This window comes from Arthrobacter sp. TJ-240 (assembly GCF_058269195.1).
In genome coordinates, this window is record NZ_JBZCNG010000001.1 from 95,216 (window position 1) to 121,713 (window position 26,498).

Annotated in this window: 31 protein-coding genes, 1 tRNA gene and 2 pseudogenes; 19 read left to right on the forward strand and 15 right to left on the reverse strand. The window is 63.8% G+C overall.

The genetic code is table 11. The annotated features are described in order from the left end of the window. Positions 1-250 precede the first annotated feature (250 nt). Both AC4D2C_RS00445 and upp read right to left on the reverse strand, forming a co-directional pair. Complete coding sequence (locus AC4D2C_RS00445) at positions 251-1,588, reverse strand: APC family permease (RefSeq protein ID WP_490911701.1); 1,338 nt, start codon at positions 1,586-1,588, stop codon at positions 251-253. Positions 1,589-1,676: 88 nt separating this feature from the next. Further along, positions 1,677-2,312, reverse strand: a complete 636-nt coding sequence (gene upp / locus AC4D2C_RS00450; RefSeq protein ID WP_490904487.1) for a uracil phosphoribosyltransferase — start codon at positions 2,310-2,312, stop codon at positions 1,677-1,679. Positions 2,313-2,335: 23 nt separating this feature from the next. Here upp and tadA point away from each other — a divergent pair, with 23 nt between their 5' ends. The 5 genes from tadA to AC4D2C_RS00475 all read left to right on the forward strand — a co-directional run bounded on the left by tadA (position 2,336) and on the right by AC4D2C_RS00475 (position 4,449). After that, positions 2,336-2,833: a tRNA adenosine(34) deaminase TadA gene (gene tadA, locus AC4D2C_RS00455; protein WP_490911702.1), complete on the forward strand. Its 498-nt coding sequence runs from the start codon at positions 2,336-2,338 to the stop codon at positions 2,831-2,833. Positions 2,834-2,872: 39 nt separating this feature from the next. Then, positions 2,873-3,361: a pyridoxamine 5'-phosphate oxidase family protein gene (locus AC4D2C_RS00460; RefSeq protein WP_490911703.1), complete on the forward strand. Its 489-nt coding sequence runs from the start codon at positions 2,873-2,875 to the stop codon at positions 3,359-3,361. 57 nt (positions 3,362-3,418) lie between these two features. Then, positions 3,419-3,508: transfer RNA gene (locus AC4D2C_RS00465), tRNA-Ser, on the forward strand. Positions 3,509-3,673: 165 nt separating this feature from the next. Next, a complete protein-coding gene (locus AC4D2C_RS00470) occupies positions 3,674-3,904 on the forward strand; it encodes a hypothetical protein (RefSeq protein WP_490911704.1) in 231 nt (76 codons plus the stop codon). A gap of 128 nt (positions 3,905-4,032) precedes the next feature. Continuing rightward, on the forward strand, positions 4,033-4,449 hold the full coding sequence (locus AC4D2C_RS00475; RefSeq protein WP_490911705.1) for a hypothetical protein: 417 nt from the start codon (positions 4,033-4,035) through the stop codon (positions 4,447-4,449). Positions 4,450-4,608: 159 nt separating this feature from the next. On the opposite strand, the gene AC4D2C_RS00480 is transcribed toward AC4D2C_RS00475, so the two are convergent. Beyond that, positions 4,609-5,055, reverse strand: a complete 447-nt coding sequence (locus tag AC4D2C_RS00480; protein WP_490911706.1) for a recombinase family protein — start codon at positions 5,053-5,055, stop codon at positions 4,609-4,611. Positions 5,056-5,127: 72 nt separating this feature from the next. Here AC4D2C_RS00480 and AC4D2C_RS00485 point away from each other — a divergent pair, with 72 nt between their 5' ends. Beyond that, positions 5,128-5,871, forward strand: a complete 744-nt coding sequence (locus tag AC4D2C_RS00485) for a hypothetical protein (RefSeq protein ID WP_490911707.1) — start codon at positions 5,128-5,130, stop codon at positions 5,869-5,871. 102 nt (positions 5,872-5,973) lie between these two features. Here the strand turns inward: AC4D2C_RS00485 and AC4D2C_RS00490 are convergent, their stop codons facing one another. Further along, complete coding sequence (locus tag AC4D2C_RS00490; protein ID WP_490911708.1) at positions 5,974-6,420, reverse strand: winged helix-turn-helix transcriptional regulator; 447 nt, start codon at positions 6,418-6,420, stop codon at positions 5,974-5,976. A 123-nt stretch (positions 6,421-6,543) separates the two neighbouring features. On the opposite strand from AC4D2C_RS00490, the gene AC4D2C_RS00495 reads away from it, so the two are divergent. Continuing rightward, positions 6,544-7,197 (forward strand): FMN-dependent NADH-azoreductase, encoded by a 654-nt coding sequence (locus AC4D2C_RS00495; RefSeq protein WP_490911709.1) that lies wholly within the window; start codon positions 6,544-6,546, stop codon positions 7,195-7,197. Positions 7,198-7,683: 486 nt separating this feature from the next. Here AC4D2C_RS00495 and AC4D2C_RS00500 read toward each other — a convergent pair whose 3' ends face one another. Both AC4D2C_RS00500 and AC4D2C_RS00505 read right to left on the reverse strand, forming a co-directional pair. Beyond that, the gene (locus AC4D2C_RS00500; protein ID WP_490911710.1) at positions 7,684-8,892 is read right to left on the reverse strand and encodes a flavin-containing monooxygenase; all 1,209 of its coding nucleotides are present in this window, start codon (positions 8,890-8,892) and stop codon (positions 7,684-7,686) included. Positions 8,893-9,318: 426 nt separating this feature from the next. Next, entirely contained in the window at positions 9,319-9,984 is a 666-nt protein-coding gene (locus AC4D2C_RS00505; protein ID WP_490911711.1) for a TetR/AcrR family transcriptional regulator, read from the reverse strand. Between the two features lie 98 nt (positions 9,985-10,082). On the opposite strand from AC4D2C_RS00505, the gene AC4D2C_RS00510 reads away from it, so the two are divergent. Continuing rightward, the gene (locus AC4D2C_RS00510) at positions 10,083-11,000 is read left to right on the forward strand and encodes an SDR family NAD(P)-dependent oxidoreductase (RefSeq protein WP_490911712.1); all 918 of its coding nucleotides are present in this window, start codon (positions 10,083-10,085) and stop codon (positions 10,998-11,000) included. Between the two features lie 62 nt (positions 11,001-11,062). Here the strand turns inward: AC4D2C_RS00510 and AC4D2C_RS00515 are convergent, their stop codons facing one another. Both AC4D2C_RS00515 and AC4D2C_RS00520 read right to left on the reverse strand, forming a co-directional pair. Then, entirely contained in the window at positions 11,063-11,737 is a 675-nt protein-coding gene (locus AC4D2C_RS00515) for a LysR substrate-binding domain-containing protein (protein WP_490912987.1), read from the reverse strand. A 48-nt stretch (positions 11,738-11,785) separates the two neighbouring features. Further along, a pseudogene (locus tag AC4D2C_RS00520) lies at positions 11,786-11,959 on the reverse strand (helix-turn-helix domain-containing protein); the annotation flags it as partial. A gap of 159 nt (positions 11,960-12,118) precedes the next feature. On the opposite strand from AC4D2C_RS00520, the gene AC4D2C_RS00525 reads away from it, so the two are divergent. The 6 genes from AC4D2C_RS00525 to AC4D2C_RS00550 all read left to right on the forward strand — a co-directional run bounded on the left by AC4D2C_RS00525 (position 12,119) and on the right by AC4D2C_RS00550 (position 17,850). Further along, complete coding sequence (locus AC4D2C_RS00525) at positions 12,119-13,048, forward strand: DMT family transporter (protein WP_490911713.1); 930 nt, start codon at positions 12,119-12,121, stop codon at positions 13,046-13,048. Between the two features lie 488 nt (positions 13,049-13,536). Continuing rightward, a complete protein-coding gene (locus AC4D2C_RS00530) occupies positions 13,537-14,403 on the forward strand; it encodes an AraC family transcriptional regulator (protein WP_490911714.1) in 867 nt (288 codons plus the stop codon). Positions 14,404-14,628: 225 nt separating this feature from the next. Next, complete coding sequence (locus tag AC4D2C_RS00535; RefSeq protein ID WP_490911715.1) at positions 14,629-14,904, forward strand: hypothetical protein; 276 nt, start codon at positions 14,629-14,631, stop codon at positions 14,902-14,904. 81 nt (positions 14,905-14,985) lie between these two features. After that, on the forward strand, positions 14,986-15,624 hold the full coding sequence (locus AC4D2C_RS00540; protein WP_490911716.1) for a DUF6226 family protein: 639 nt from the start codon (positions 14,986-14,988) through the stop codon (positions 15,622-15,624). A gap of 370 nt (positions 15,625-15,994) precedes the next feature. Beyond that, the gene (locus tag AC4D2C_RS00545) at positions 15,995-17,314 is read left to right on the forward strand and encodes a DUF1254 domain-containing protein (protein WP_490911717.1); all 1,320 of its coding nucleotides are present in this window, start codon (positions 15,995-15,997) and stop codon (positions 17,312-17,314) included. A gap of 206 nt (positions 17,315-17,520) precedes the next feature. Next, the gene (locus AC4D2C_RS00550; RefSeq protein WP_490913045.1) at positions 17,521-17,850 is read left to right on the forward strand and encodes a hypothetical protein; all 330 of its coding nucleotides are present in this window, start codon (positions 17,521-17,523) and stop codon (positions 17,848-17,850) included. 108 nt (positions 17,851-17,958) lie between these two features. On the opposite strand, the pseudogene AC4D2C_RS00555 reads toward AC4D2C_RS00550, so the two are convergent. Then, positions 17,959-18,051 (reverse strand): annotated as a pseudogene (locus AC4D2C_RS00555) (putative immunity protein); the annotation flags it as partial. A gap of 62 nt (positions 18,052-18,113) precedes the next feature. Here AC4D2C_RS00555 and AC4D2C_RS00560 point away from each other — a divergent pair. Beyond that, positions 18,114-18,734, forward strand: coding sequence for a GrpB family protein (locus AC4D2C_RS00560; RefSeq protein ID WP_490911718.1), 621 nt, complete (start codon positions 18,114-18,116; stop codon positions 18,732-18,734). 14 nt (positions 18,735-18,748) lie between these two features. Here AC4D2C_RS00560 and AC4D2C_RS00565 read toward each other — a convergent pair whose 3' ends face one another. The 3 genes from AC4D2C_RS00565 to AC4D2C_RS00575 all read right to left on the reverse strand — a co-directional run bounded on the left by AC4D2C_RS00565 (position 18,749) and on the right by AC4D2C_RS00575 (position 21,394). After that, positions 18,749-19,633, reverse strand: coding sequence for a GNAT family N-acetyltransferase (locus AC4D2C_RS00565; RefSeq protein ID WP_490911719.1), 885 nt, complete (start codon positions 19,631-19,633; stop codon positions 18,749-18,751). 40 nt (positions 19,634-19,673) lie between these two features. Further along, entirely contained in the window at positions 19,674-20,222 is a 549-nt protein-coding gene (locus AC4D2C_RS00570; protein ID WP_490911720.1) for a GNAT family N-acetyltransferase, read from the reverse strand. 686 nt (positions 20,223-20,908) lie between these two features. Further along, positions 20,909-21,394, reverse strand: a complete 486-nt coding sequence (locus tag AC4D2C_RS00575) for a MarR family winged helix-turn-helix transcriptional regulator (RefSeq protein WP_490911721.1) — start codon at positions 21,392-21,394, stop codon at positions 20,909-20,911. A gap of 89 nt (positions 21,395-21,483) precedes the next feature. Here AC4D2C_RS00575 and AC4D2C_RS00580 point away from each other — a divergent pair, with 89 nt between their 5' ends. Beyond that, on the forward strand, positions 21,484-22,059 hold the full coding sequence (locus AC4D2C_RS00580; RefSeq protein WP_490911722.1) for an NADPH-dependent F420 reductase: 576 nt from the start codon (positions 21,484-21,486) through the stop codon (positions 22,057-22,059). 82 nt (positions 22,060-22,141) lie between these two features. Further along, complete coding sequence (locus tag AC4D2C_RS00585) at positions 22,142-22,606, forward strand: DoxX family protein (RefSeq protein ID WP_490911723.1); 465 nt, start codon at positions 22,142-22,144, stop codon at positions 22,604-22,606. A gap of 195 nt (positions 22,607-22,801) precedes the next feature. On the opposite strand, the gene AC4D2C_RS00590 is transcribed toward AC4D2C_RS00585, so the two are convergent. Together AC4D2C_RS00590 and AC4D2C_RS00595 are read right to left on the reverse strand one after the other, a co-directional pair. Then, positions 22,802-23,167 (reverse strand): hypothetical protein, encoded by a 366-nt coding sequence (locus AC4D2C_RS00590; RefSeq protein ID WP_490911724.1) that lies wholly within the window; start codon positions 23,165-23,167, stop codon positions 22,802-22,804. 125 nt (positions 23,168-23,292) lie between these two features. Further along, entirely contained in the window at positions 23,293-23,667 is a 375-nt protein-coding gene (locus AC4D2C_RS00595) for a cupin domain-containing protein (protein ID WP_490911725.1), read from the reverse strand. 467 nt (positions 23,668-24,134) lie between these two features. Here AC4D2C_RS00595 and AC4D2C_RS00600 point away from each other — a divergent pair, with 467 nt between their 5' ends. Then, positions 24,135-24,704 (forward strand): small multidrug efflux protein, encoded by a 570-nt coding sequence (locus AC4D2C_RS00600; RefSeq protein WP_490911726.1) that lies wholly within the window; start codon positions 24,135-24,137, stop codon positions 24,702-24,704. A gap of 112 nt (positions 24,705-24,816) precedes the next feature. After that, complete coding sequence (locus tag AC4D2C_RS00605; protein WP_490911727.1) at positions 24,817-25,572, forward strand: MerR family transcriptional regulator; 756 nt, start codon at positions 24,817-24,819, stop codon at positions 25,570-25,572. Between the two features lie 96 nt (positions 25,573-25,668). On the opposite strand, the gene AC4D2C_RS00610 is transcribed toward AC4D2C_RS00605, so the two are convergent. Next, positions 25,669-26,436, reverse strand: coding sequence for a type 1 glutamine amidotransferase domain-containing protein (locus tag AC4D2C_RS00610; RefSeq protein WP_490911728.1), 768 nt, complete (start codon positions 26,434-26,436; stop codon positions 25,669-25,671). Between the last annotated feature and the right edge of the window lie 62 nt (positions 26,437-26,498).

Here is a 26,498-nt window from a genome sequence, read left to right on the forward strand (position 1 = left end):
GTTGGGCTCGAAATGCGTAGGAAGAGGTTGGGTGTAACCGTTACGCGTGCATTCGATGACAGCGCGGCCCGTTCCCGGACGAAATGTCCGGGCAGCAGGCGACGGCTGCATATGCGAGTGAGTGGGTGATCACGCAAGGAATTATTGCATGTAACAATCGGCTACGCACAAGTAACAAAGGAACTTTGTCCGGCATGCGAGACGGCGCTACGGCGATCGGATGGAGCGACGCCCCTCGTGCCGACCTCCGCTACTGCGCGACGCGCTGCTCGCGCTTGCGCCCGGCGCGGGCTGCCAGGAACAGCAATGACCCGACCACCATGTAGGCGATGGCGCCGAGCCAGACGACGCCGGACTGCTGGGACAGCAGCGCGATGCTGGCGACGATGGCCAGGATCGGCACGATCCGGGGGGCCGAGAAGTGGGAGTGCTCCACCTTGTCCTTCTTCAGGACGAGGACGCTGACATTGGCCGAGATGAACACCAGCAGGAGCAGGAGCACGGTGGTCTCGGCGAGCGTGGCGAGGTCCCCGAAGAGGGTCAGTACGATGGTCAGCCCGGCGACGACGACGATCGAGACCCACGGCGTGCGCCGGTTGGGCAGCACCCGCGCGAAGGCCCGTGGCAGGAGGTCGGCCTCCGCGAGGCCGTAGGCCACGCGGCTGGCCATGACCATGAACAGCAGGGCGCCGTTGGCGATGGCGATCAGGGCGATCAGGCTGAACAGCCACGACGGGACGGCCACGCCGCTGGCATTCACGACGTCGAGCAACGGCCCGGTGGACTGGGCGAGCTCGGTCGGCGGGAGGACGATGATTGCGCCGATGGCGATGAGGAGATAGACGACGGCCGCAGTACCGATCGCGCCGAAGAGCGCCCGGGGGTAGGCCTTGGAGGGGTCCCGCACCTCCTCGGCCATGTTGGCGGCGGCCTCGAAGCCGAGGAACGAGAAGAAGGCGATCACGGACGCCGCGAACGCGCCCTGCAGCGGTGGTACATCGGGGGCGAACTCGAGCAGCCGGCCCGGTTCTCCGTTGCCGCTGGTGAGCACGATGGCGGCGAGCACGATCACGAGCACGAGGCCCGTGACCTCGATGATCGAGGCGACGAGGTTGGCGGTGAGTGATTCCCGCACACCGCGGAGGTTGATCAGCGTCAACAGGATGATGAAGACCACGGCTGTCGGAGCGGGCGGGACATCGATCAGCGCGGCGAGGTAGTCGCCGGCGAAGGCGTTGGCCAGGGCCGCGGCCGTGGTGATGCCGGATGCCATCATGAGGAACCCGACGAGGAACGACAGGTACGGGATGCCGAAGGCCCGGTCTGCGTACCGCGCGGCACCTCCGGCGTGCGGGTACTTGGTGATGAGTTCCGCGTATGTCCCGGCGGTGAGGAGCGCCACGACCAGCGCGATGAGCAGCGGCAGCCAGATCACGCCCCCGACATCGTCCGCCATGGTGCCCACGAGGGTGTAGATACCCGCCCCGAGGGTGTCGCCGACGATGAAGGCGAACAGCAGCGGCGCGCCGATGGCCCGCTTCAGTCCACCCTCGGTGCTCGCTTCGGTGGTGCCGCTGTCCGTGGCCATCGCACCATTGCAGTCCCTCGCACGCGATGGCGCAACCCCTCGCGCCATTCCGGCGCTGTTGTCCCGGCGCGGACGACGCCTGTCCTACCTAGCCGACGACGCCGTAGAGGCGGTCCCCCGCGTCTCCGAGGCCCGGCACGATGTAGGACTTCTCGTTGAGCTTCTCGTCGATGGAGGCCAGCACGATGGTGACGTTGCGGTCCTCGAGCTCCTCCTGCAGCGTGGCGAGCCCTTCGGGCGCTGCGAGCAGGCAGATGCACGTGATGTCGGCCGCACCGCGGGCGAAGAGGAACTTGATGGCCTCGCGGAGGGTGCCACCGGTGGCGAGCATGGGATCGAGAACGAACACCTGGCGGCCCGTGAGGTCGTCCGGCAACCGCTCGGCGTAGGTGATGGCCTCAAGGGTCTCCTCGTTGCGTGCCATGCCGAGGAAACCGACCTCCGCCGTCGGCACGAGGCGCGTCATGCCCTCGAGCATCCCGAGGCCGGCGCGGAGGATGGGCACCACGAGGGGCGTGGGCTTCACGAGCCCGGTGCCCTCCGTCTTCGTGACAGGCGTTTCGATGGACACGGTCTCCACGCGGACGTCGCGCGTGGCCTCGTAGGCCAGCAGGGTGACGAGCTCCTCGGTGAGGAGCCGGAACACCGGCGACGACGTGTCCTTGTCCCGGAGAACCGTGAGTTTGTGGGCTACCAGGGGGTGGTCGACTACCAGTACGCGCATGCCTCAAAAGTACCATTGTGCCCATGACCCCCGCCCTGCCCGCCGTGGACCCCGAGCACCACGCGTGGATGGGCCTGGCCCTGAATGCCGCCGAGCTGACGCGGACGAGTGCGGACGTCCCGATCGGCGCCGTCGTCGTCGACCCGGACGGCGACGTGCTGGGCCTGGGCTGGAACCAGCGCGAGGAACTCGGGGACCCGACGGCGCACGCCGAGGTGCAGGCCATCCGTGCCGCCGCGGGCCGGCTGGGCGCGTGGCGGCTCGAGGGCTGCACGCTGGTGGTGACGCTGGAGCCGTGCGCCATGTGCGCGGGGGCGTCGGTGCTGGCGCGCATCCCCCGCGTGGTGTTCGGGGCGTGGGACGAGAAGGCCGGGGCTTCGGGGTCGGTGTTCGACGTCCTGCGCGAACCCCGACTCAACCATTGGACCGAGGTGTATCCCGGCGTCCGTGAGGACGAGTGCGCGCGGCTGCTCAGGGAGTTCTTCGTCACTCAGCGAGCCCCCCGAACGAATAGTGCGTAGGCTTAGTAAATACGCAGCAGGCCTCACGAAGGAGCAGACGTGGCAGACCAGCAGGACGGTTTGAAGGAAGTACAGGACATCCTCGGCAAGGCCGACATCGCGATCCTCACCACGGTGAGCCTCGACGGGCAGCTCGTGAGCCGGCCGCTGGCCCTGCAGGCGAAGGACTTCGACGGCGATCTCTGGTTCTTCACCGAGGACCCCTCCCCCAAGGCCGACGAGATCCGCGCGAACCCGCAGGTCAACGTCTCGGCGAGCACGGGCAAGGGCTACGTCTCGATCGCCGGGACCGCGACGCTCACGAAGGACCAGGCGAAGATCGACGAGCTGTGGGGCCCCTCGGTGTCCGCGTGGTTCGAGGGCGGGCGCGACGATCCCGCCGTCGCCCTCATCCACGTCGACGCCGACACGGCCGAGTACTGGTCCATGGACGCACCGCGCGTGGTCTCGGCCGTGAAGATGGTCAAGGGCCTTGTGACGGGCACCAAGCCGGACTCGGGCAAGAACGAGGTCATCGAACTGCCGTAGGTCCGTACCGGGCCCGTTTTGGGTCTGGGGCGCTGGAACCGGTAACGTAGTGGCGTTGGTGACGTGTCCGAGCGGCCGAAGGTGCAACACTCGAAATGTTGTTTGGTGTAAAAGCCAACGTGGGTTCAAATCCCACCGTCACCGCCAGTTGAGAAGGCCCTGCTTCCCTTGTAGACAAAGGGAAGCAGGGCCTTTTGCTTTGTCTGGGATGGGTACTGCGGTAACGCAGCGGTAACGGAATAGTCCACCGACGTACCGGGTGCCGCTTCAACAACCCCCGAAGCTATTGTCTAACGGAGGCTGGTAGAAGACATGACCAACCCCTTCACGAATAGAGGGGTCGTGTGGGATGGAAACAACCCGATTCATCGCGATGAGTTCTACCAGCACTTCTACCGCGGACCCGACGACGACGAACTCGACGGTGCGATCAACAGCATCGAAGAAGGGAACATCCTCATGGACAACCACAGCCTCATCGCCACCGGCAGCGAAGACAACAAGAAAGCGCTCGAAAAAATGCTGAGAACTGTTATTCGATGAGGGCGCGAAGCGGTGCCATGACGTTGTTGCTGGTGGGTCTGATCGGGCTTGCCGGTTGTGCTGGAAACCCTAACGCAAGTTCGACCGAGCCACCTGCGCCAACGGCTGCTCTAACACCGGAGGAACCGATGAACGCTGAACTCACCTGGCAGGAAGCCAAAGCCCACACCCAGGCCATGGAACGGGAGATCGCCGCACTGATCCCGAAGGATGCTGTCCTCTCGATCGATCAACAGCAGACGGGCACGCTTCTGTCCTGCAACAGGACCCAGCACCACTGGGCTGCTGCAACGACGGTCACGGTCGCCGAAGGAACCGAGATAGAGCCCATCGTGAAGACCATCGAAGCCCACTACCGGGCAAACGGAACCGAAGTATCCGTCGATAGGGATATAAATGAAAACTATCGGATCCAGATCGACCCGCCTGCCCCAGGGGAGAGTCATCTCGTCTCCGAAGGATTGTCCCCGAACGAGATCCGTATCACCTCGGGATCCGCGTGCTTCACCTTGCCCGAGGGCATATACCCGGGTGGGGACTTCTAGCGGTCCTCAACAAGCAGCGGGCCGAGTTGCCCTGATCTGGTGCACGGTGGTGCATTTCGGTGCATGCAAGGGAACCAGGGGCCTTTGCTTTGTCCGGCCATGGCTTGTTGGCAAAGAATTGGCAACACTCTGCTGGTGGGCCCCTTCCAGCGCGCACCCTCAGACCGATCGGAGGTGCCCGTCGCGTGACTCGCACGGCGGCCTCTCGCCGCGGCCTCGAGCCCGGGCTGCCGCGAGGCCGGCGTTCGTGCGCTCCCTGATGAGATCGCGTTCAGATCTGGCGAGAGCGGCGAAAACGTGAAAGACGAGGCGGCCGCCGGGGAAGTCCTGACGATCGTCTCCTGCAGGGACTTGAATCCGGTCGCTGATCGAGCGACCTGACACGGTGTAGACGAACACCCGGAGCATCCGGCAGCATCCAGCGTGTCGACCTGGAGCGCGGCATCCTGGAGCTTCTACGAGGGCATCAGCAGCCTCGAGGCATCGTGTAGCTAATACGTTCGGTTTATGTGAGTGAAGAACCCGCAGGCTTCCATCCAGGTCAGAACTGATTTCCGTTCTTATTGTCACGGGTTTCGTATCGGAGGAGACTTGAGGCGACGGCATCCCATCCCCTGCCGCCCGCGAGGCCAACCGGCTGCGGGGCCTCACAGTACCCTGTAGCGGCTTGGTGGATCGATGAGCTTCATGACACCCCCCGAAAAGGCCGCTCAGCGGTCGCGCGATCTCTTGCCCTTGGTGGCTATTGCACTGATTGGATGTCTCTCCGGGTGCGAGTCTGCGGCCGACGACGTCCCGCTCCCGTCCGCCAGTTCTCCGACCACGGAGGCTGGCGCGGTCCCACGGCTGCCGGACAGCGGCGACACCGATGCCGGCACATACCTCGTCACCAGCTACCCGCAGCCTTTCGAGATCACCGTCCCAGACGGCTGGAGCTCCGACGGCGAGGTCCTGTTCAAGGACGACCCAGATCACCCGGATGAAGGGGCCGTCGTCGTGGGTTGGTGGGCCGCGGACTATGTGCCGACGGACTCATGCACGTGGCTGGGCGCGCTCGTGGAGGTCGGTCCGTCGGCTGAGGCCTTCGTCGACGCCATGACGGCGCAGACGTCGACGGCCAGCACCACTCCCGTCGAGGTCGTGGTGGGCGATTACTCCGGCTTCGAGTTCGACCACTCCATCGAGGGCGACGTGGACATCACGGCCTGCGACCGCGACAAGTTCTGCATCCACTCAGAATTCTCAAACGAATGCACCCGCTGGTACTCGACTCAGGAGGAACGCGAAACCTACCGGGTGGTCGACCTGAACGGCCAGCGCGCCCTGACCTGGGTGACCCAATTCCACGAATCGATCAATCCGGAGCTGACAAGAGAGGCACGCGCAGTCTTCGACTCGATCGTGTTCAAGTCCGACAAGTGACCAGCTGATGCGATAGGTGATCCCGTCCCCGGGCCCCGGCTCCTTCGTTGAACCCACCTGCGGTTGACGGGGAACATTTCAGGGTGGGATAGCAACACACTCCTAAGCAGATGCGCCGTCCTCTTCGCTCTGCGCGTCGCCATCGAAGGCCTGTCGGTTAGCTGTGATGGTGTGCTGGTGCTCGTGTACCCAGTCGCCGAGGGTGAGCGCCACCATTTGGAGGGAACGGCCGAGAGCGGTGAGCTCGTACTCGACTCGCGGTGGCACCTCCGCGTAGACGGTGCGCGAGACGAGGCCGTCACGCTCGAGCGCACGCAAAGTGACGGTGAGCATCCGGCGTGAGATACCCGGAATGATCGCCGAGAGTTCAGTGAACCTCCGCCGCTCCTCGCCGAGCACCCCGATTACCAGCAGGGTCCACTTGTCGCCGATCCGAGAGAGCAGCGACCGGAACAGTTCCGGGTCCTCGCTCGTGCAGAGCTGGGCCATCGTCGGCATGGCCTGAATGAACCGCGCGTGAAGCGCATCATCGGTCACCTGCTGGGTCATCAACCCTCTTTCGGTTACCCCAAGGTAACGGGGGATCGTTTGCGGTAACGGGGACCTGCCATGTTGGGTTACCAATTGTAACTATAAGCGGGTCGCTGATCCGCACACGATCGAAGGAGTGTCATGTCCTTGTTCCGTTTGGATGCAAGTATCCGCACCGAGGGTTCCGCGAGCCGGGCGCTGGGAGACATCGTCGAGGGCGAATGGCGTGCCGCCCACCCCGACGCTGCGGTCCTCAGGCGTCACATCGGAACCGAGCCGCTGCCCGCCACGGCATGGGCAGACGCCGTGGCCGCGTCGATGACGCCTGCATTCCAGCGCACGCCTGGGCAGGCGGCGGCAGTCGATCTGGCGCGCGACCTGACCGACGAGCTAGCGGCGGCCGACGCGCTACTGTTCTCGGTGCCGCTATATAACTTCGGCGTCTCACAGCACTTCAAGTCCTACGTCGACCTGGTGCTGACCGATCCGCGTATGGCTCCGGGCGCAATCCCGGCGACCGACGGCAAGTCAGCCGTCCTGGTGACGGTGCAAGGGGGTAACTACTCCGCTGGCACCCCCAAGGAGGGCTGGGACCACGCCACTGCCTGGATGCGGCGAATCCTCGAAGACGTCTGGCAGCTGGACCTCGAAGTGGTGACACGAGAGTTCACGCTCGTCGGCGTGAACCCCGCCCTCGACCAATTCACCGACCTGGCCGACGAACTGAGAAAGCTCGCTGAAGACCAGGCCACCCGCCACGGGCGCGGACTCGTTCGTGCGCCGCAGGCAACTTGAGCTCAGAGCACCCGGTCGCTTTCGGACCGACCTCAGATCCCTGGTACGGGCGGATCCTCTCGATAGTGACCGGAGCGGTTGTCCTGCTTGGAACGTTCACCGCAATGGTGCGCAGACGCTTCAGCATCCGATCCGGTGCCAACGTGGACGACGCGTCAGGATCCGATGTGCACTGTCGCGCTGTACCAAGTGATGGCCGGCGGACAGACACAGGACCGGGATGAGCACGAGGAGCGGATCCGACGTGCTGGACCTCAATCAGGAGCGTCCTCATCCGTGACATCGCCACGTTGACCGGACTGGACCTGGCGCAACTCGTCGCCGTCGACCGGATGCCCATCGTGACAGCGCTACCAAGCGCTCGTGTGACATCGGCCTGGCGGGAACTCTGGAGCCCGGAGTGTCTGGACCCGAACTTCGACCTACGGGGCTAGGGCGGGGTCTGCTGCTTTGCCCTGGTGCCTTCGCCCATTCACCCTTGCCCGTTCAGGAGCCTGTCGCGCCGAGGTAAGTCCGCAGCGCCCCCGCAATGGCGTCGGCATCCTTGGGGAACCCCAGAAAGTTCCCCGAGGTGCGGCGGATGAGCCACCGCAGTCCGATGAACCAGATCCCCGGAGCCGGAGACGCTGGCCCTCGGCGCAACGGTGCGCCGGCAGAGTCGGTAAGGCCCTCCCCGAGCCAGCGGAAGGCACCGGTGTATCCGGTGCACCAGATGACAGTGCCGATCCCGCTACTGGAAAGCCGGATCTGGCGTGGCGGGTCGAGCTGGATCGAATGCGTCGCTTCATCCGGCCCTGCTGCAGATGCCTGCAGCCCATGCCTTTCGATATGGGCGTCGATCACGCCGCGAATGCTCTCTGCGGCGCGATCTGCATAGGAGACGTTGGCCGCCGTGCTGTCATCAAACGTGAGTGTTTCATCGTCCGCCGCGACGAGATGGCCGGTGAGTGTTGCTCCAGCTTCGGACAGCAATTGAAGGCTCATGCTCCGCCCGCCAGGTGCGAGCAGGGCCGGTACGGCGCGGATCACTCGCGGATCCGGAAGGTCCTCCGGCCGGTGCTCGAAAAAGCCTGCCTCGTCCAACCACCTAACGGTGTCGCGTCCGCGGTACTTCGCCGATGCACGACCGACCGGGCAGGTTGCCAGCCACACCTGCTTCCCTGCCGCAAGAAGCTCGTCGGCAATCTGCGTTCCGGACTGGGCGCTACCTACCACTAGGACACCGCCGTCGGGCAGCTCCTGCGGATTCCTATAGGTTGCGGCGTGCCGTTGGACGAGCCCGCCCGGCAGGTTCTTTGCGAGGTCGGGCACTCGTGGCACGTTCTCACCTCCGCTTGCCACCACAACGGTGCGGGCTTCGTAGGGGCCATCACTGGTCTCCAGAAGCCACCGACCGCCGAGCCTCGACAACCCCACAACGGCGACGTCCGTGAGAACAGGCGCGTTCAACGCCAGCATCTCCAGGCGCTGAACGACCTCGAGTCGAGTCAGGTATGAGTCTGGGTCCTGGGCGCCGAGCATCGCGTTCATGAACCCGGGATTGTTCAGATACAGCGAATCCCAGCGCTCGGTTCGCCAGGTCTCACCCGGTCTCGCCCGCTCCAGTAGAACATGCTCGATGCCCATTTTCGACAGCGAGGCGCTTGCAGCGAGGCCCGCGGGGCCAGCACCGACCACTACACACTCCATCACCATGACTCGCCTGCTTCAGCCGAACTGATGGTCGTTCCAGTGTGAACTCGAAGACAGCTAAATGGCAGGCCTCGGACACCTGCGCTCGGGTGTGAAGTTCAGGCCGCGCTGGGCAGGACTCTCGCAGCTCATACTTGGCAAGGGAGTAGGTGCCTGGCTAGCCGCACCACCAACGGTGGGATTCTCAAAGCCCACCCCTCCACTCCTTGCACTCATCGAAGGTCTTCTCACAACTTCCTGAGAACAACCGCGGCGAGACACATTGCTGAGACACGACATGGCTACGGACTCCCCCGCAGATGCTGGAGTGTGCCGCCTCGCCGCCCGACCACCTCAGCCGTCCTGTCAAAGGATCCTTTGCTTGGATGCACGCAACTCGCACGGTTCCGTCACTCCCCTTTGGGTGACGCCCTGCCGCGCCGGCTCGGTTCAGGTACGCGGCAGTACACCCATGAGCGCCGATGTGAAGGACAGCCGGAGAGCATCATGAAGATTGAGGTGCAGTACGCCAAGCTCGGGCTCGTCCGCGTAGGCAGCGAGAAGGCTGGGCGGCGGCGGGACGTAGGCCGACAAAGCACCGGCCGAGACGAGGCTCATCAGGCAGAACAGTTGTGCGCCGTCGCCGAGCTCGGGCAGGTGGTGATGTACGAGCTCGGTCATGGTCGCGAGCCTCGCGAGGGAGGAACGCTTGTGCCGCTTGACCACCTCGACCGACACATTGTGCTCGAGGACACCACCCTGTGCGCCGAAGAGATCGCACAGCACGACCCGTTCCGCCAGCGAATGGCTCAGGATCTCGGCTAGCTGACCCGCACGTACTTCCAATGCCGCATCCCGCTCGATGCCCGCGTCCAGCTTTTCCGTCAGCTCGACGAGCCAACGTGCCAAGAAGTCATCCAGCAGTTCAAGCAGCACAGCCTCGCGCGACTCGAAATATCGCAGGACGTTCGATTTAGCCAGTCCCACCCGCCGGCTGAGCTCGTTGAGGCTCACCTCGGCTACGGGCATCTCATCGAGCATCTCCGCTGCGGCACCCAGGATCGCCTTGCGGCGAATCTCCCGCTGCTCCTCACTTCGCGCCCGCTGGAAACTCACAGCCCCACTCTAACTTAGAGACCGGCAGTACCTTGACATCAGACCGGCGGTCCTTTACGTTGGCACTGATAAGAGACCGGCAGTTCTTAGGAGAAGTCATGAGCGACAATTGGACCGAGCAACATATTCCTGATCAGCGAGACCGGGTGGCTATCGTTACCGGCGCCAACACTGGGCTGGGCTTCGAAACCGCCCGGATGCTGGCCGAACACGGCGCAACGGTGATCCTTGCTGTCCGGGATGTCAAGAAGGGCAAGCAGGCGGCCGCACGCATCGCCGGCAATGTCACCGTCCAGGCGCTCGACCTGACTTCTTTGGATTCGGTCCGGTCCGCGGCGTCCGACCTGCGTTCCGCCCATCCGCGCATCGACCTCCTGATCAATAATGCGGGCGTGATGTACACGCCGAAGCAGACCACGGCCGACGGCTTCGAACTGCAGTTCGGCACCAACCACCTCGGCCACTTCGCACTCACGGGCCTGCTGCTGGACCGCCTTCTGCCCGCGTCCGGCTCCCGTGTCGTCACGGTCAGTAGCACCGGCCACCGCATCCGCGCCGCCATCCACTTCGACGACCTGCAATGGGAGCACTCGTACAGCCGTGTCGCTGCCTATGGCCAGGCCAAGCTTGCAAACCTGATGTTCACGTACGAACTGCAACGGCGGCTCGCACCATACGGCACCACGGTCGCCGTGGCCGCCCATCCCGGGGTGTCCAACACCGAACTCACCCGGAACACCCCGGCTGCCCTTCGGATACCCGTCACTTGGCTCGCGCCACTGCTCACTCAAAAGGCCGAAATGGGCGCGTTGCCCACGGTGCGCGCCGCCACCGATCCGACCGTCGTCGGCGGCCAGTACTACGGCCCCGGAAACCGGGGCGAGGTCCGAGGGTATCCGAAGCTGGTCACCTCCAGCGCCGACTCACACGACCGAATCACTCAACAGCGCCTGTGGGCCGTCTCCGAAGAACTAACCGGAGTGACATTTCCCGTGGTGGCGACCTCAGCCAGCTGACGCACGAGGCGTTCCTGCTGCCGCGCCGAGACCTAGTTGCTGCAGCATCACGATCCTAGGCGTTAGGGGTGGACTGCTGATTCGCGGATCGTGGTTGCGACGTGTTGGACTGCGGCCCGATGGAGGCTTTCGGGACGGCAGAGGATGTCGACGCGCCTGGCCAGTGGTAGATCCTGGATGGGTTTGAGCACGATACCGCTGTCCGGCGATGGGAATGCGGTGTAGCGGGGCATCAGCGCGATGGCAGGGCCGGCTGCGACGATTGCGGCCGCGATGAAGAACTCGTTGATCCTGTGGGTGATGTTCAGCGGGCTTCCGCCGTGAACGGCGATCGCCTGCAGAGCCGACACGAGTGGGAACCCATCGTGGACCGACAGCCATTGCTCGCCGATGAGGTCGGTGAGGCTGACGCTGGAAGCGGTGGCGAGCCGGTGATTGCGGGACATGGCGACATCCAGGGGCTCTCGCACCAGCGGCAACACGGTGATCGACGCGGGCCAGGGCGGACTGTGCTCAAGCCTGTGTGCGATGACCAGGTCGTAGTCGGCGGCTAGCGCAGGGAAGTCGTCCTGTCCCACGTCCCTGTCGTGGCAGATCAGCCGCGGGCTCCCTTCCCCGGACAGGGCTCGAAGGAGAGGTCCGAAGTAGGTCAGGCCTGCACTGTTGAAGGCGCAGATGCTCACCGTTGCGGTGAGATCCTGCACGTACTGACTGACGCTTTGTTCGGCGGCGCTCATCGCAACACTGATGTCCACTGCAGCCCTGGACAGAGCCTGACCGGCGCCGGTCAGGACGAGGTTCCGTCCCCGACGTTCGGTCAGAGGGACATCCACGTGACGCTGCAGTGCTGTGAGCTGCTGAGACACTGCGGACGCAGAGACATGGAGGGCTCGCGCGACAGCGGCAAGACTTCCCCGCTCTCCCAACTCCCTCAAGAGCCGCAACTGATGAAGATCCATAAGGTAAAGCTAAACCATCAGTTCAGGAAGTGCCCTCTCGTCTTACTGATTGGTGGCTGTGACACTCGAAGAGTGACGCCCCCACTCTTGCCCCGTCCAGCGGGTCCCTCATCGCGTCGGCCGCACACACCCCTTGCCTCCTTCCTTGTCGAGCGGAGGGTGGATCTACTCCTACTCCTGGTCGCCCTCGTCTGGGGTAGCAGCTACCTGGCAGCGAAGACTCTTACGGATACGGTCGGTGTCACGGTGATTCTCTCGCTGCGCTTCCTGATCACCACGGTGACGATGCTGGGGATCTGGCTGATATGGAACCGTCGACGGTCTACAGGCCGTGAGAAAGTCGTCGGTGTCGTTCTCGGCTTCACGCAAGCGGCCGTGTTGATTCTCGAAACGCATGGTATTGCTGGGACCAGCGCCACCAATGCCGGGCTGATCATCAGCCTCGTCATCGTGTTCACCCCGATCACGGAAAGCATCGCGTTCCGGGTGCGGCTGCCGCGCCTGGTGTTCGTTGCCGGCGTGATCGCGGTCGTCGGCGTGTGCCTGCTGGTTTCCGGTGAAGGATTCGCGACGCCAACTCTCGGAGATCTCCTCGTGCTCGCAGCAGCGCTCGTACGTGCCGTCCACGTCACTGCCATGTCCGCGCTGACGCGGGGATGTGGCTACAGCGCCCTGACCCTGACCCTGATCCAAAGTGCGTTCTGCGCCGTCGTCTACACCCTGGCTGACTACCAGGGCGTACTCCAGGCGGTGCAGTACTTCGACGCCGGCGAATGGATCGGCGTGCTCTACCTCGGTTTGGCGTGCAGCGTGTTCGCGTTCCTCGTGCAGACCTGGGCCATCCAGCAGACCTCGGCGGCGCGGGCCAGCCTCCTCATGGGCACTGAGCCCATCTGGGCAGTCCTCATCGGCCTCACCATCGGCAGGGAAACCCTCGGCTTCCTTGGCCTCCTCGGAGCCGCACTTATCATCATCGGCACCTACGTCGGGGTACGAGCCGAAACACGCCACAGAACACCCCCCACTCCCCTGCCACTACTGGACATCTCCCTCATATCAGCCACCCCCGCCGACAACCGGAATCTCTGAGGTAGGCCTGGTAACTGGAGGTTGTCGGCTGTTGCGCGTCCTCTGTTGGATTGCTGCGCTGATGAATTTGCTGTCTGTCTGCTGTGACTTGGAGGATCTGGCGAGAGATGCGTCGTTTGTGCAGCACTTCTGCCAGAGGTTGGGCGAACGTGAGGATAAGGCGCAATATCGGAAACCATGCGTGCACGATGACCGAACCGTGGTCCGCATAGGTGACCCGCAGCAGAAGATTCTTTGATCAGACAGCCAGCCAACAGCAGGAGGCGCCCCTCGGTGTACGTATCTGGCACCCTTTCGTGCGTCTTCACGTCCGGGTCAAACGCCCACTGCTGCTGTAGTGCTGGCTCACACTACGACTCGAGCTAGATCATGAGCGTCGAGGGACCGGCTTGCTGGCCGTACGTGACCGATGAGGGTGATCCGATCCGACCGCGATAGTAGGGTGCCGATGACGGAGACCCGGAATGCTGGATGGTGAAGGGAGAGCCGTGATCGCTGAGCTGAACAAACTTGTTGAATTGGTCGAGGACAGTCTGACCGACGACCTGGACGTGTCTGTCATTGCGGGGGAGCTTGGGACGACGGAGTATCACCTCCGCCGGATGTTCTCGTCGCTGGCTGGCATGCCGTTGTCGGAGTATGTGCGGCGCCGCCGGATGACGCATGCTGCTGCGGACGTCCTGGGTGGCAGTGATCTGCTGAGCATCGCAGTGCGCTACGGCTACGGGTCGACCGAAGCCTTCGGCCGGGCTTTCCGCTCCGTGCACGGCGCGAAGCCCGGCGACGTACGCCAACACGGCGGACCCCTTCGCACTCAACCACAGCTCAGGTTCCGCCTGACCGTCGAAGGGAATACCACCATGGACACCCGCATCACAGAACGCCCGGCCTTCCGCCTCATCGGTCACGCGGCCCGGGTGCCGCTCATCCATCAGGGCATCAACTCCCACATTCAGGCGCACATCGCGTCCCTGCCCGCTGAGGAACACACACGACTGAAAGGCCTGGGCAACACCGAGCCGGCCGGTCTGCTGCAAGTGAGCGCCGACGTCGACCCCGACTACTCAGAAGGCAGCGAACTCACCTACCTGCACGGAGTTGCCGTCACCGAGCCGACACGCGCTCCCGAGGATCTCGATGCCATCGAGGTGCCGGCCGGGACGTGGGCAGTTTTCCGCACCGAGGGCGAGTACCCGGCGACCCTGCAGGCCGCCTGGGCGTCGACCGCTACGGACTGGTTCCCCTCCAACCCGTGGCGTCTCCGTCCGGGCCCATCCATCGTCACGGTCCTCGAACGAGCCGACGACTTCAGCACAGCCACGTGTGAACTGTGGCTCCCTGTAGAACACGCGTGATCGGACAGCCCGCCGGCGGTGCACAGCCGGCGGGCCAAGTCCCGCGATGGGATCCCGAAGCGGGATTGTCCGGCCCTGAATGGACCCGGAGTGCCAATGTCTCCTCCGTGTACGATCGCGGGCATGACCGCGTGCTCCGTCCTTCGCTGCCTCGAACCTGCGTCGTCCTCTTTTGTCCTGGCGCCCTACTCCGAACGCGCAGTGCCGGTTTGCGGGGCACACAAAGTGAGCCTCGATGCCGGTGCACGCTGGCTCGCCAATCCGGGGACGCCGACGGGAGCGCTTCGTGCAGCGGAAGGTTCAGCCGACGTCACGATCTTTATGGGAAACGATCTTCCGTCCGAACCACGAGTTCGTGACATGGGCGTGAGCCCCACGATCGGCAGTGAAAATGGCTTCTCCGTCTCCTTGGGCCTCGAAACCGAAGAGGGTCAACAGTCCGTCGACTTCTGGCTGACCGAGGAGCAGGCCAGGCTGCTTGGTTCGTGGCTCACGGACTAGCGCCACCCTGCCGGCACCAAAATCCTCAAGGGCCTTGAAGGGAAAGCTTCGATTGAGTCTCAGCAACGTTAGCGTATGGCCATGAGTGAGTATCAGCGCCCTCAGTTCCCGGTCGCGGCCTACCTTGACGAGCAGGGTGATGCGATCGACTACGGCAACCGATGGAAAGGCTCTCCTCCGGATGAGGCATATTCACGAGTCAGCAATCCTCAGCGGTTCGCTCCACTTCACACGATTGCCCTGACGCTGGTCGAGTGGTTGCAGGAGTCGTTCGATGTAACTGTTGAGCGAGGCTCGAAGGTCGCGATTGACCTTCTTCACGCGGAGAAGGACATCCTCGAGGCGATCCGCATCGTGCCGAACGGCTCGGACGGGGCTGCTCTCACTTTTGTCCTCACCCCGTTCCCTGGGGTGTTCCTCCATGCCGGATCACTCCATGATTTCCACTTCCCTGACTGCGGATGCGATGCCTGCGATGAGGATGTGGAGGCGGTTGCTACGGAACTGGAATGGACCGCAGCCACGGTGGTCTCTGGCGGGTACTCAGAACGTTTTGACCCATGGCCGGCGCGCTCGATCGAGTTTTGTCTCGAGGATTCCGGAGGCTCACGCTCTGGGCGAATCCGCACCCGGGAACTACCCGAGGATCGCGTCGCTCAGGCACGCCTCACGCTTCCCCCGGATGGCTCGTGGGCAGCATGGAAACCACTGGCCCGTTGAAGGACCGGCTTACGCACACAGCTCACTCTTCGACTTTCGATGTTGTCGGTGCAGCGTCAAAGTCCGGTTGCAACGGAGGTTCGGACACCTCAGGTCGACGGTCGTCGCGGCGCGTGCGTCGGTGGTGCGCTGGCGGGAGCAGTACTTCTTTCGCTCCGCGTCGCAGGCCCTCAGCCGAGAGGTCTTGCGGATTGTTGAGTTGAACTCTCACCTGCTTGAATCCTGGGTTCCACTCAGCGCAGCAGCGGGGCGAGGACATGCCACCAAGGCCAGGAACGGAGCCGGGAACGATCACTGCTCCCTCACCCTTGGAGGGGGAACGACGTCCCTGACACTTCCACGACTACGCGCTGGTTCGTAGGCTTCTTCTATGACAAGTGCGCGCATTCCAGACGAACTGGCGACTGCTGCCTATCTTTATGGGTACTCGATCGACGAGGCCTACAAGTTCCTCTATGAGACCACGCTCAGACCCGGCCTGCCGCTGAACGAGTTCCAGAAGCTTCGGGACCTCGCCGACGACACTTATACGGCGCATCCCTCCATCAACAACGACACGCTGCATCTGCAAGGCTGGTTCGATGTTGCCGCTGAACCCTTGGTGGTCACCGTCCCCGACTTCGACGAGGACCGGTACTGGATCCTGCACACCATGGACCTGGGGCACTACACGACCGCAATGATTGGATCGCGCACTCGCGGGACCAAAGGCGGCCAGTTCTTGTTCGCCGCGCGCGATTGGGACGGCGACATCCCCACCGGCATCGACGAGGTAGTCAGGTCCGACTCCAACCTCATCAAGGTAATGGGTCGCATCATGACGACCGGCGGCGACGATCTTGCCATCGCCCGCGATCTGCAGGACCGATGGACTCTGCAGCCTCTGTCCGCGGTCACCGGCGAGCCATCACCAGAATCAGTCCGCCGGGCGTTCCCCGACCCCGGATCCACGACCTGGATGGAGAGGGTCAATTTCGTCCTCGCCGACGGGTCGATGTCCGCCGCGGACGCCGAGTGGCTCGGCCCTATCGACGAAACCGGGGTGGCGCCTGGAAAGACCGACTTCACCCCAGAGCAAGTCGCCGCGGCCGAGAGGGGGCAGCGCCTGGGAATGGAGCACATCCGAAAGCTCGCACCGGCTATAACGAATTCGAAGCGTGTCCTTGGCACCCGGGACGACCTCCAGCACGAACAGCGCGATGTGTTCGCGGAGGGCACCTTCATCGGCCAATGGGGCCTCCCACCCGTTGAATCCGTCTACCTGAAGATCGAGACCGGCTCGGACGGGCAGCCGATCAACGGTTCCCAGGGCAAGACCTACCGGACACGATTTCCGTCGCCCGACGTCAGCGAGTTTTGGTCGATCACCGTCTACGGCAACGACGACCGACTAATGGCCCACAACAGTCTCAACCGGCACAGCCGCGGCGACCGCACGCTGACCGTCGACGACGACGGTTACTACACGATCGAACTCGGCGCCGATATCGATGCGAACCGCGACAACCCCGGATACCTCCCCATCCCCGAAAAGGACAGCTACCTAATCCTCCGCCTCTACGGCCCCAGCCAGGCCATCCAGGACGGCGACTATGCGACGCCCACCTTCGAAGTCACCAACTCCACAGCGGCCCAGCCTGATCACACTGCTGACACCGGCGGCTTGAGCCCGCAGCGGCTGGCGGAATAAATGCGCCTCGAATCAGGTAGATAAAGCTCCGGCGCGGGCGCTTCACCATCGGCCTACGGACAACCTGAATAAGCGCTGGATCTCATGCGGATGGTTGAGATCGTGGCAGTACCGATTGGAAGTTGCGGGTACCTCAATTGAGTCCGGCGTCGAGCCGCTGAAAAACTGCGGGCTACCGCGGACAAAAGCCGGCATGTAGGGGGGAAATGAGCAGCAACGTTGTCTCAGTCAGCCAGAGTGCTCAGCACGACCTCAGTAAGGAACCACTTCGGTCGTGCCTCCAGATCGATCACTTTCAGACCGGGCTCCTGAAAGCAGTCCTGCCCCGGGACATCGCTCACGCCTTCGGTGTCGCCCCAGTCATCGATCCGGACCTCATCAGCGCGTGGATCGGGCTGCCTCTCGAGCATGCTGGTTATGCGAAGTTCTCCACCACACCGGGTGGGATAACCCGTCTGGAGGAGGACGACTTCGCGCACGACCGCGCTGTCGTCACTCTCAACGACTGCGCCCACCTCAACGTGTTGGTTCCCTGACCGCGAGAAGTTCCAGCGACGGCGATTTCTCCGACGTGCTTGGGGACTTAGTCGTGGAAGACGAACCGGCAGATGCTGTTCCTGCCGCGTTGGTCCTCGAGGCCGGTGATCCGCAGGGCAAGAATTCTCGAACAGCACTAGGACGTGCTCGGCGCAGGTGGCCGCCCACAATGCCACGAGCTGATGATCGGCATCGACCAAGAGGCCAGCACATCACCGTCAATACGCAGCCTGGGCTCACTGAAGAGGTTAGGCCTGCGTGAATGAGCGATCTGGAGTCAGCATTGAGGGTTTTGGTCCGGTCAATGCTCAATTCGGCTCGACGGGATCTTTCGGCGATAGTGTTGCCTACCATCGCCGACGAGGAATGGATTGAGATCGGTCCCTATAACGACCGCTGGGTTTCGCTGTACCGAAGCGAGGCTGCAGGAATCCATTCGGCGCTGGGTGGATACGCGCTCGGGATAGAGCACTTCGGGAGCACAGCAGTGCCAGAGCTATTGGCTGAACCGATTGTGGACATCCTGGTCGGTGCCCGCGAGGGCAGCGATGCGCGTACGGCGATCGTCGGTCTGGGCGGGCTCGGCTATGAGTACCTGGGCGAGGATGGTCGCCGACCGGGACGGTACTTCTGGCGCAGGCGAGGCACCGACGCGTTCAACGTGAGCGTCGTGCCTCACCATGGGGAGTTGTGCGAGAGCAACCTTGCCGTTCATGACTTTCTTCGCGCGCATCCGGACTGGGCGGAACGCTACGGACAGGTGAAGCTGATTGCCGCTTCCGCATCGGGCACCACCATGCTCGGATACCAGGATCACAAGCGCGACTTCGTCGATGCGCTCCGCACCGCCGCTGTGGCTTGGGCTAGCGATGCTGCCTGGTAGCCACCGTCGAGGCGTCACGAACCGCGACGCCAGTCGGAGACCTCGGCGTGTGCAGTGAATCCGGCCGCCAGGTAAGTGGACACAGCTCCGACGTTGGAGCTCTCTGCACAGACTGCTGCGCTTGATGAGCCCATCTCGCGAAGCGCCGCCGCGGCTGCACGCGTCATCATCGTGCCGTAGCCGCGACCACGGTGGTCCTCATGCACGCCCATCGGTTCGATGAGCCCGGGACGCCCGACGCCGGCGGACCATACCGCGGCCACGGCGACTGCATGGCTGCCGTCGTACAGCGACAGGATGCGCGCGGAGCCGAAGAATGGTCCCTTCGCGGCTGCCTGCCATCCATTCACGAAGCCGTGAACCCGCTCCTCCGGCATGGGCGTTCCTCGGAAGGCCGACCAGTGAACAGCCACCCACTCATCGGTGGAAGCCGGTTTCACGGTCTCGATGCGGAGATCCGTAGCTTTGACTGGTGCTGTCAGATCACACCGGAGCGGCGTCCACGGCTCGTCGGCAAACCACCCCTCCTTCGCGAGTTGCTCGGAAAGAGCCGCGGCGCCACGCGCCTCGATGGTCGCGCTTCCTGCCTCGAGGACACCCGTCGCCGGCTCACTGACATCAGCGACGACGCGGCGCGCGAGAGATTCGTCCTGATGCAGCGCCGGATCCATGGCGAACCGCAGCAGTTGGGGGCCGTCGACAAGCGCGATCGCCAGAGCCGCCTCACTACATGACCACACCCGCGTTGCAGCGGCAGTGGCAATAGCCCCACGGAGCGAGTACCAGCCCAGATCGCCCGGATGGAGGTGTAAGGGTCCCCTGTCATGTTGCCAGTCCCCCAACACGCGAGAGATCTTGCTGAGCTCGTGTGGTTCTGGTATTCGCAGGTCAACGTCCATGAGTTTCGTCCTCCTCTCCCATACATGCAGCCGTGGAGCATTACACGCTGAGATCCTCCCAGATCAGATGTGTGGTCTGTCCCGTCTCCCAATCACGTCGAAGAATGGCGTAGGCGATTGAAGCAAGCAGCGTTCCGTCTTCGCTCGGCCAGGACTCGCGGTAGTGAGCTTCTTTGACCCACCCGCAGCGGAGAAACGTCTTGCGCATGGCCACGTTGTCCTCCCTGGTTTGTCCCTCGAATCGGTTGACCGTCGGCATGGTCGTGAAGACGTGATGTGTGGCCGCCCGCAGAATCTCTGCTCCAAGAGCACGCTTGCGGAAAGGTTCGTCCAGTCGGAGGTCGAACAGCGGACTGCCATCACTGAGGTCCTCGAACCGGAAGAAGCCAATGCGACCGTGTTCGCTATGGTCCATCCAGAAAGAGTCGTTGTCCTCATCGCGGAAGCGCCCCTTCTCGATGGCGGTCTCCACAATCTCGCGTGTGGGGTGCGACCAGACGTGGAAAGGGAATTGGTTGCGCGTCATGAAAGATATGAGAGGTTCGCGGTCGGCTCCGACGGGATCAATGCGTGTGAAGGTGATCGACATAGTGCCTCACCCTACGGTGTGCCGGCTCAGGACCAACCGAAGCCCGCTCTCCCTGAGTACCTCCTGCCGCACAGATGAAGCATCAGTGCGGCAGGCGCAAGTCAGACCTCAGCCGGCGGTTCCCGGACCATCGTCTGCGGCCAGCCTGGTTCCCGGAGTCCGCCGATACCGGTCATGAGCCACGAAGCATCTTCTGCTGCAGAAACAATGAACGTCAGTGCCCTCGCCGTTCCTTCGGGCTCGAGGAAGTAGTTCCCCTCGTCTTCGACCGAAAATCCTCCAGCGCATACAGACGCACCACCTCGAACGTCGGCGCCTCGATGTGGGTCGTGCTTCCGACGCCGATGGGGCCCGGCGCGTACACGCAGGCATCCTGGAGCACGGTACAGGCTGCCTTGTAGAACTGCGGGAGCAGCGAGCTGGGACTTGGGTCCCTCACAGGGCGACTCGAGAATGCAGAAGAACGCACGGCCCTCGAAGCGCGCCCGGACACGGCAGGCCTCGACCATCAGAAGGTCGGCGACGATATTGTCACCGAGGACCCCTGGGGTAACACCGTCATCGTGACGGCAGCCTAGCTGCGCTCAAGTAGTCAGCAGATCGCAGCCGCGAAGCAGCCCCGAGTGTCAAGGTAAGGAAAGGTTCCAACGAGCCGGGTGTTGTGGCGCTAGATGCTGAGGTTGCGCTTACTCGCCCTGCGTGGCGAACATGCGACCTTCTGGATCGAGTCGCGTGAGCAGTGCTGCCGCAATATCCGAGAGTTGACTTACCTGTTCAGCGCTGAGCTGATCGAACACCAGGGTGCGGACGTTCTCCACATGGCCCGGAGCTGAGTGCACGACCTTCGTCCAGCCGACCTCCGTCAGGGTGACATTCGTTGCCCGCCGGTCCTCGATACATGGGGACCGCTCAACGAGCCCCTTCCGCTCCAGACCGGTAAGAACCCGCGACAGCCTGGGTAGGGTCGCGTTGGTCAGGGAGGCGAGTGCCTTGATACGCAGCGTTCTATCGGCCACTTCCGACAGGGACGCCAACACAAAATATTCGAAGTGGGTCAGATCCTCATCGTGCGTGAGTTGCGCATCAAGAGCACCGGGCAGCAGCTCCAGTACAGCCGCTACGCGCACCCATGCGGTGTGTTCGTCAACTGTGAGCCATCTCGGTTCCTCCATACGCTCATCCTACGCTTGAGTTGTAGCTACAACCAATTAGTGCTAGCTTGTTCGTTGTATCTACAACTAATATGCGAGGGAGCTTGACTATGACGGCGTTCACCATCTTCGGCAAGGGCAACATGGGTGCTGCAATCGCTGGCATGCTCAAGGCGGGCGGAGCAGCCGTCGAGCACATCGACACCACGAGCATCGATGCGCGCATCAAGGGCGATGTGGTGATCCTCGCGGTTCCCTACCCTGCGCTCCAGGACATCATCGCTATGTACGGCGATCAATTGGCCGGCAAGATCGTCGTCGACATCACCAACCCGCTGAACTTTGAGACCTTCAACTCCCTGGTGGTTCCAGCCGATAGTTCCGCCGCCGCAGAGCTGGCCGCCTCCCTGCCATCGTCAAAGGTCCTCAAGGCCTTCAACACGAACTTCGCCGCAACGCTCGCCTCCAGGTCGGTCGGCGCGAACAGGACGACGGTGCTGATCGCCGGTGACGATATCGACGCCAAGAGAACTCTCGCCGCAGCCGTGGAAGAAGGCGGAGTCGGCGCCCTCGACGCCGGCCCGCTGGCACGCGCCCGTGAACTCGAGTCAATCGGATTCCTGCAGCTGACCCTCGCCGCCAGCGAGCAGATCTCCTGGACGAGCGGCTTCGCACTCGTCCGCTAGAGCATTGCCCTGCGGCACCGATCAATCGGTCAGCGCCGCAAGGGCACTCGACCCCATCTCCCCCTCATCGAATAGGACTCCCATGAAGAACCCCACCATGACCACCACCGCCCAGACCCTCCTGCGGGTAGTTGTCGGATTCCTCTTCGCCGCCCATGGCTGGCAGAAGTACACAGAATGGACGATCGCCGGCACACAGGCCGCCTTCGGCGAGATGGGCATCCCCCTCGCCGAACTCGCCGCACCTGCCGTCGCGACACTGGAATTAATCGGTGGCATCGCGCTCATTCTTGGCATCCTGACCCGGCCAGTCGCGCTTCTGCTGGCCCTCAACATGGCTGGCGCGCTGGTGCTCGTCCACCTGTCCTCCGGCGTGTTCGTCTCGGACAACGGATACGAACTGGTCCTGCTCCTCGGAACCGCAGCCCTGGCAATCGGCCTCATCGGTCCTGGGCGGTTCTCGCTCGACCACGTTTCTTTGCCAACCGCACCTCCAGGGCAAAAGTGCCGGCCTAACGCGCCGCCCGCCCGAAACAGCCTCAGGTAAGCGACCCAGCGCTTTCTCACCCCACTTCGGCGGATCAGGCCCGCCCCGTGAAGCGCTGTCGATATGTGTCACCGCTCAACCTCAGGCGCCACCGGAATCCACATTTGTGGAACATCAACACATAGGTCGCTCCGCCCGTTTCTCCATTGTCTCCAGTCCCAACCAAGGCCTGGCCGCGACGGGGCACGAGGTGGATTAGGCACCGCAACTCAAAGACCTCCCGGACGCGCCATGGCCGGGAGCAATAGGTGAGGGGAAGGACGGCGACGCTCCCCCGCTGCGGATTGAGTACTTGATCATGGTGTCGTGCCAGAGAGAGACCCGATCCTCGTATCCGACATCGCAGAACGACCCCATCCCGCCGCGGTAGAGGGTGAGCGACTGGGCTGACGCTTCGCGGAGACCGCGTCGATCCGTGACGTCAGCGGACTGCTGTTCGAGCCAGTGAGCGGTACAGGCCCGCTGCTCATCCTGGCCCAGCAGCGCGGCGGCGCGGACCTCGGCGATGGCCACGATGATCTCGTCCCGGACGGTTTCGACGGTGCTCTGCGCGCGGCTCATGAGGCAATCCCAGGGTGGCGCCACACGCATCCGGCAGAGAGTGCGCGGGGCAGGTGGGAGCGCCAGCGACAATCCTGGGGAGCCCTAGAACGTGACACCTTCCTCAGGGAGTGTCCTCCGAAAAATCAGGCCGGCTTGGCATAGACGGCCGCGCTCATGACCTCGTAACCCACGAACGTCTCATCGTTCTCGACCCAGGCATCATGACCGGCGGGGATTGAATAAGCGTCGCCGGCGTGGATGGTGGTGCGGGTGCCGTCCTCCATTTCCACTTCGAGCGTCCCAGCAGTGCAGACCCCCAGGTGGTTGTTCTGGCAGCTCTCGGTGTGCACCACCGTCTTGACGGTCTCGGACCATCGCCAGCCGGGCTCGAAGGTGAACCTTCCCAGTGTGGTGTTGCCGAGGGTCACCACGTCGACCTTGGTCTTGGGCGGACGGCGCTTCTCGTCGGGATCATCGAAAGATCTGGACTCAAGGGCAGTGACAGTTATTGCGGACATCGCGTCCTCCTCGGTGAGCGGGTTCCAACCATGCGTCGGAGGAGAGACCGAGCGCTCCGGCGGTGAGGGTTCGGCGGCTCCCGGCCGGGGCCGAACCGAACAGGTGCGAGCGAGGGTCACAGCGTGCTCCCGAGACAAGCGAATGTCAATGCATGCGCGTCGTCCGACGAGGTTCCACCACGTCCCGAAGCTGAATAGCGTCTTTGCAAACATCGCGCGCCAGCGCAGATCGATGTCACCGCCCGGATATGCGGCGACACCCTGCCCTCACCACACGGTCAACGCGTGCGCCCGCGACGTCGGGAGCAACGGAGATGTCGTGTCACCCCTCAGCGAGTAGCGTGACGCATCACTCCTCCCGCGGCCTTGACCCTGTTCCTGGCACACCCTCTTCAATGGTCAGCACCTGGAATAAACCAGACCGCGCCAACGCTCTTGACCCCGCAACCAAAACATGGTAATGGGCGATGGAGCAAGAGGCATCGGCCGCGGAAGAGACGAAGGAGAAGAACGTGGACAACCCGTATGAAGGAATCAGGGAATGGGTGCAGCAACTGCCCGAGCTGGTTCAACCGCTCGGCGTCGGCGTCGCAGGCATGGTCCCCTATATCGAGGGCGAGGGGGCCGCCGGAATCGGCATCATCCTCGGGATCAATCCGGTCGTGGCGGCCCTCGCTGCCATGATCGGCAACTTCCTGAGCGTGCTCGCCGTCGTCACCGTCAGTTCACGTGTCCGTGAGAAGGTCGTGGCAGGCCGCAGGGACGAGCGCGAGGCGACGGATCCTGCATCCGCCGCTCCGTCAGCGCGGCGCGTCAAGGGGCAGCGTCGCCTGCAGGGCTGGCTCTCCCGGTTCGGAGTGCCGGGCGCGAGCCTCCTCGCCCCGCTTGCGCTTCCCACGCAACTCACCGCCGCCTTCTTCGCAGCATCCGGGGTCCGGAAGGAGCGGGTCCTGCTCTGGCAGGCGATCGCCATCGTCCTGTGGACCGGCGTCATCGCGGCTCTCGCGGCAGGACTCGTCGGATTCCTGGGCTGGTAACGGAAGCCGCAGGGTCTTCGGCCGGTGGGACGATGGTTTCCCACGGGCCGGCTGACGGACAGCGGGCACAGCGACTGAACGCGCGGACGAGGACGCGGAAGGAGTGACGGGAATGACGTGGAGCACCCGCGAGATCGCCGAACTGGCGGGGACGACGGTGAACACCGTTCGCCATTATCACCAGATCGGTCTGCTCGAGCAGCCCGACAGGATGTCCAACGGCTACAAGCAGTACCAGGTCCGGCATCTGGTACGCCTCCTGAAGATCCGCCGCCTGCGTGATCTCGGCGTCCCGCTCGACCAGATCGACGACGTGTCATTCGACGGCGACTCATCGGCCCAGGCCCTGAAGGCGATCGATGTGGACCTCGCCGTGAGCATCGAGAGACTGCAGCGCGCCAGGGCGGAGATCCAGGCGATCCTCCAGGGCTCCTCCGTGACGGGCGTCCCGGCAGGATTCGAGGACGTGGCGCCCCGGCTGTCCGAGCCGGACCAGTCGCTGATGCTGATCTACTCCCAGCTGTACGACGACGACGCGATGCAGGACCTGCGAACCATGATCCGGCAGGATCCGGAGTCGCCGAGCAAGGAATTCGACGAGCTGGCCCCTGACGCCGATGAACCAGCACGCGCCGAACTCGCCGAACGCTACGCACCGACCATCGTCAGTGCCATCAGGGACTACCCCTGGCTCACGGAGCCCGGGAAGCACCTCTCCAAAAGCCTCGAGGTCACCCGGACCACGGTCGTCGAATCGCTCACGGCGCTGTACAACCCGGCACAACTCGACGTCCTTGCGCGAGCAAGCGTCATCGCGGGCGTCATCCTCAAGAAGGAACAGGGCGCGACGGACGAGCAGACGCCCTGAGGTCGGGGTACATCCCTTCGGCGCAGCCGGACCTATAAACTCTCGTCGGGGGATCCGCGGAGCGGACGCCGCGGCCCCCGGCGAGACCATCCGACCTCAGTCCTCGTCGCCGGCCGCCGCAGCCTTGACCGCATCCTTCTCGGCGCGCAGGGCCTCCGTCTCGTGCTGTTCCTCGGCTTTCTCCTTGCGGATGACCACCGCGAAGAGCTTCTCCATCTCCTTGGCCACGCCCGCTGCCGACGCAGGGTTCTGGCCGGTCACGAGCCGGTCGTCGACCACGACCTTCTCCTCGAAGACATCCGCGAAGACGTGGGTCGCGCCCTGTTCCTCGAGACGGTCCGCCAAGGAGAAGGGGATGACCTTGTCCTTGCCCGCGGCGACCTCCTCGTCGTTGGTGAAGGCGGCCACCTTGCGGCCCTCGACGAGGCGGAACCCGTTGTCCAGTTCCACGTTCACCAGCCCGGCGGGTCCGTGGCACACCGCTCCGACCAGGCCGCCCGCGTCATAGATGCCGGCCACGAGCTTCTGCAGGCCCTCGCTGTCCGGGAAATCCCACATGGTGCCGTGGCCGCCCACGAGGTAGACGGCGTCGTACTGGTCGGGGTCGACGACGTCGACGCGGGCCGTGTTGTAGAGGCCGGCGCGCGTGGTCTCGTCCTCGGTGAAGGCGACCTGCACGGGATCCGCCGCGTCCACCTCGTCGCGCGGGGGCTGCCCGCCCTGGATCGATGCGAAGTCGACGAAGTGCCCGGAGTCCTTGAAGACCTTCCAGGGATGTGCGGCCTCGGCCACGTTGTAGCCGGTCTTCTCTCCCGTGTCGCCGATCTCGGAAACGCTGGTCAGAACCATGAGGATCTTCTTCATGGGGTGCTCCTCTCGTCAGCTCTCCACCCTACGCCCGGGCACCGGCACTCGGGCCGTCGAGT

Coding starts and splice junctions, on each gene's coding strand:
- AC4D2C_RS00485 (WP_490911707.1), top strand. CDS start 5,128: ATGAGCTTCATGACACCCCCCGAAAAGGCCGCTCAGCGGTCGCGCGAT.
- AC4D2C_RS00565 (WP_490911719.1), bottom strand. CDS start 19,633: ATGGACGTTGACCTGCGAATACCAGAACCACACGAGCTCAGCAAGATC.
- AC4D2C_RS00545 (WP_490911717.1), top strand. CDS start 15,995: ATGACAAGTGCGCGCATTCCAGACGAACTGGCGACTGCTGCCTATCTT.
- AC4D2C_RS00540 (WP_490911716.1), top strand. CDS start 14,986: ATGAGTGAGTATCAGCGCCCTCAGTTCCCGGTCGCGGCCTACCTTGAC.
- AC4D2C_RS00510 (WP_490911712.1), top strand. CDS start 10,083: ATGAGCGACAATTGGACCGAGCAACATATTCCTGATCAGCGAGACCGG.
- AC4D2C_RS00445 (WP_490911701.1), bottom strand. CDS start 1,588: ATGGCCACGGACAGCGGCACCACCGAAGCGAGCACCGAGGGTGGACTG.
- AC4D2C_RS00575 (WP_490911721.1), bottom strand. CDS start 21,394: ATGGAGGAACCGAGATGGCTCACAGTTGACGAACACACCGCATGGGTG.
- AC4D2C_RS00495 (WP_490911709.1), top strand. CDS start 6,544: ATGTCCTTGTTCCGTTTGGATGCAAGTATCCGCACCGAGGGTTCCGCG.
- AC4D2C_RS00600 (WP_490911726.1), top strand. CDS start 24,135: ATGGAGCAAGAGGCATCGGCCGCGGAAGAGACGAAGGAGAAGAACGTG.
- AC4D2C_RS00610 (WP_490911728.1), bottom strand. CDS start 26,436: ATGAAGAAGATCCTCATGGTTCTGACCAGCGTTTCCGAGATCGGCGAC.
- AC4D2C_RS00500 (WP_490911710.1), bottom strand. CDS start 8,892: ATGGTGATGGAGTGTGTAGTGGTCGGTGCTGGCCCCGCGGGCCTCGCT.
- AC4D2C_RS00605 (WP_490911727.1), top strand. CDS start 24,817: ATGACGTGGAGCACCCGCGAGATCGCCGAACTGGCGGGGACGACGGTG.
- AC4D2C_RS00490 (WP_490911708.1), bottom strand. CDS start 6,420: ATGACCCAGCAGGTGACCGATGATGCGCTTCACGCGCGGTTCATTCAG.
- tadA (WP_490911702.1), top strand. CDS start 2,336: ATGACCCCCGCCCTGCCCGCCGTGGACCCCGAGCACCACGCGTGGATG.
- AC4D2C_RS00470 (WP_490911704.1), top strand. CDS start 3,674: ATGACCAACCCCTTCACGAATAGAGGGGTCGTGTGGGATGGAAACAAC.
- AC4D2C_RS00550 (WP_490913045.1), top strand. CDS start 17,521: ATGAGCAGCAACGTTGTCTCAGTCAGCCAGAGTGCTCAGCACGACCTC.
- AC4D2C_RS00580 (WP_490911722.1), top strand. CDS start 21,484: ATGACGGCGTTCACCATCTTCGGCAAGGGCAACATGGGTGCTGCAATC.
- AC4D2C_RS00560 (WP_490911718.1), top strand. CDS start 18,114: ATGAGCGATCTGGAGTCAGCATTGAGGGTTTTGGTCCGGTCAATGCTC.
- AC4D2C_RS00570 (WP_490911720.1), bottom strand. CDS start 20,222: ATGTCGATCACCTTCACACGCATTGATCCCGTCGGAGCCGACCGCGAA.
- upp (WP_490904487.1), bottom strand. CDS start 2,312: ATGCGCGTACTGGTAGTCGACCACCCCCTGGTAGCCCACAAACTCACG.
- AC4D2C_RS00475 (WP_490911705.1), top strand. CDS start 4,033: ATGAACGCTGAACTCACCTGGCAGGAAGCCAAAGCCCACACCCAGGCC.
- AC4D2C_RS00585 (WP_490911723.1), top strand. CDS start 22,142: ATGAAGAACCCCACCATGACCACCACCGCCCAGACCCTCCTGCGGGTA.
- AC4D2C_RS00590 (WP_490911724.1), bottom strand. CDS start 23,167: ATGAGCCGCGCGCAGAGCACCGTCGAAACCGTCCGGGACGAGATCATC.
- AC4D2C_RS00480 (WP_490911706.1), bottom strand. CDS start 5,055: ATGCCGTCGCCTCAAGTCTCCTCCGATACGAAACCCGTGACAATAAGA.
- AC4D2C_RS00515 (WP_490912987.1), bottom strand. CDS start 11,737: ATGAGCGCCGCCGAACAAAGCGTCAGTCAGTACGTGCAGGATCTCACC.
- AC4D2C_RS00595 (WP_490911725.1), bottom strand. CDS start 23,667: ATGTCCGCAATAACTGTCACTGCCCTTGAGTCCAGATCTTTCGATGAT.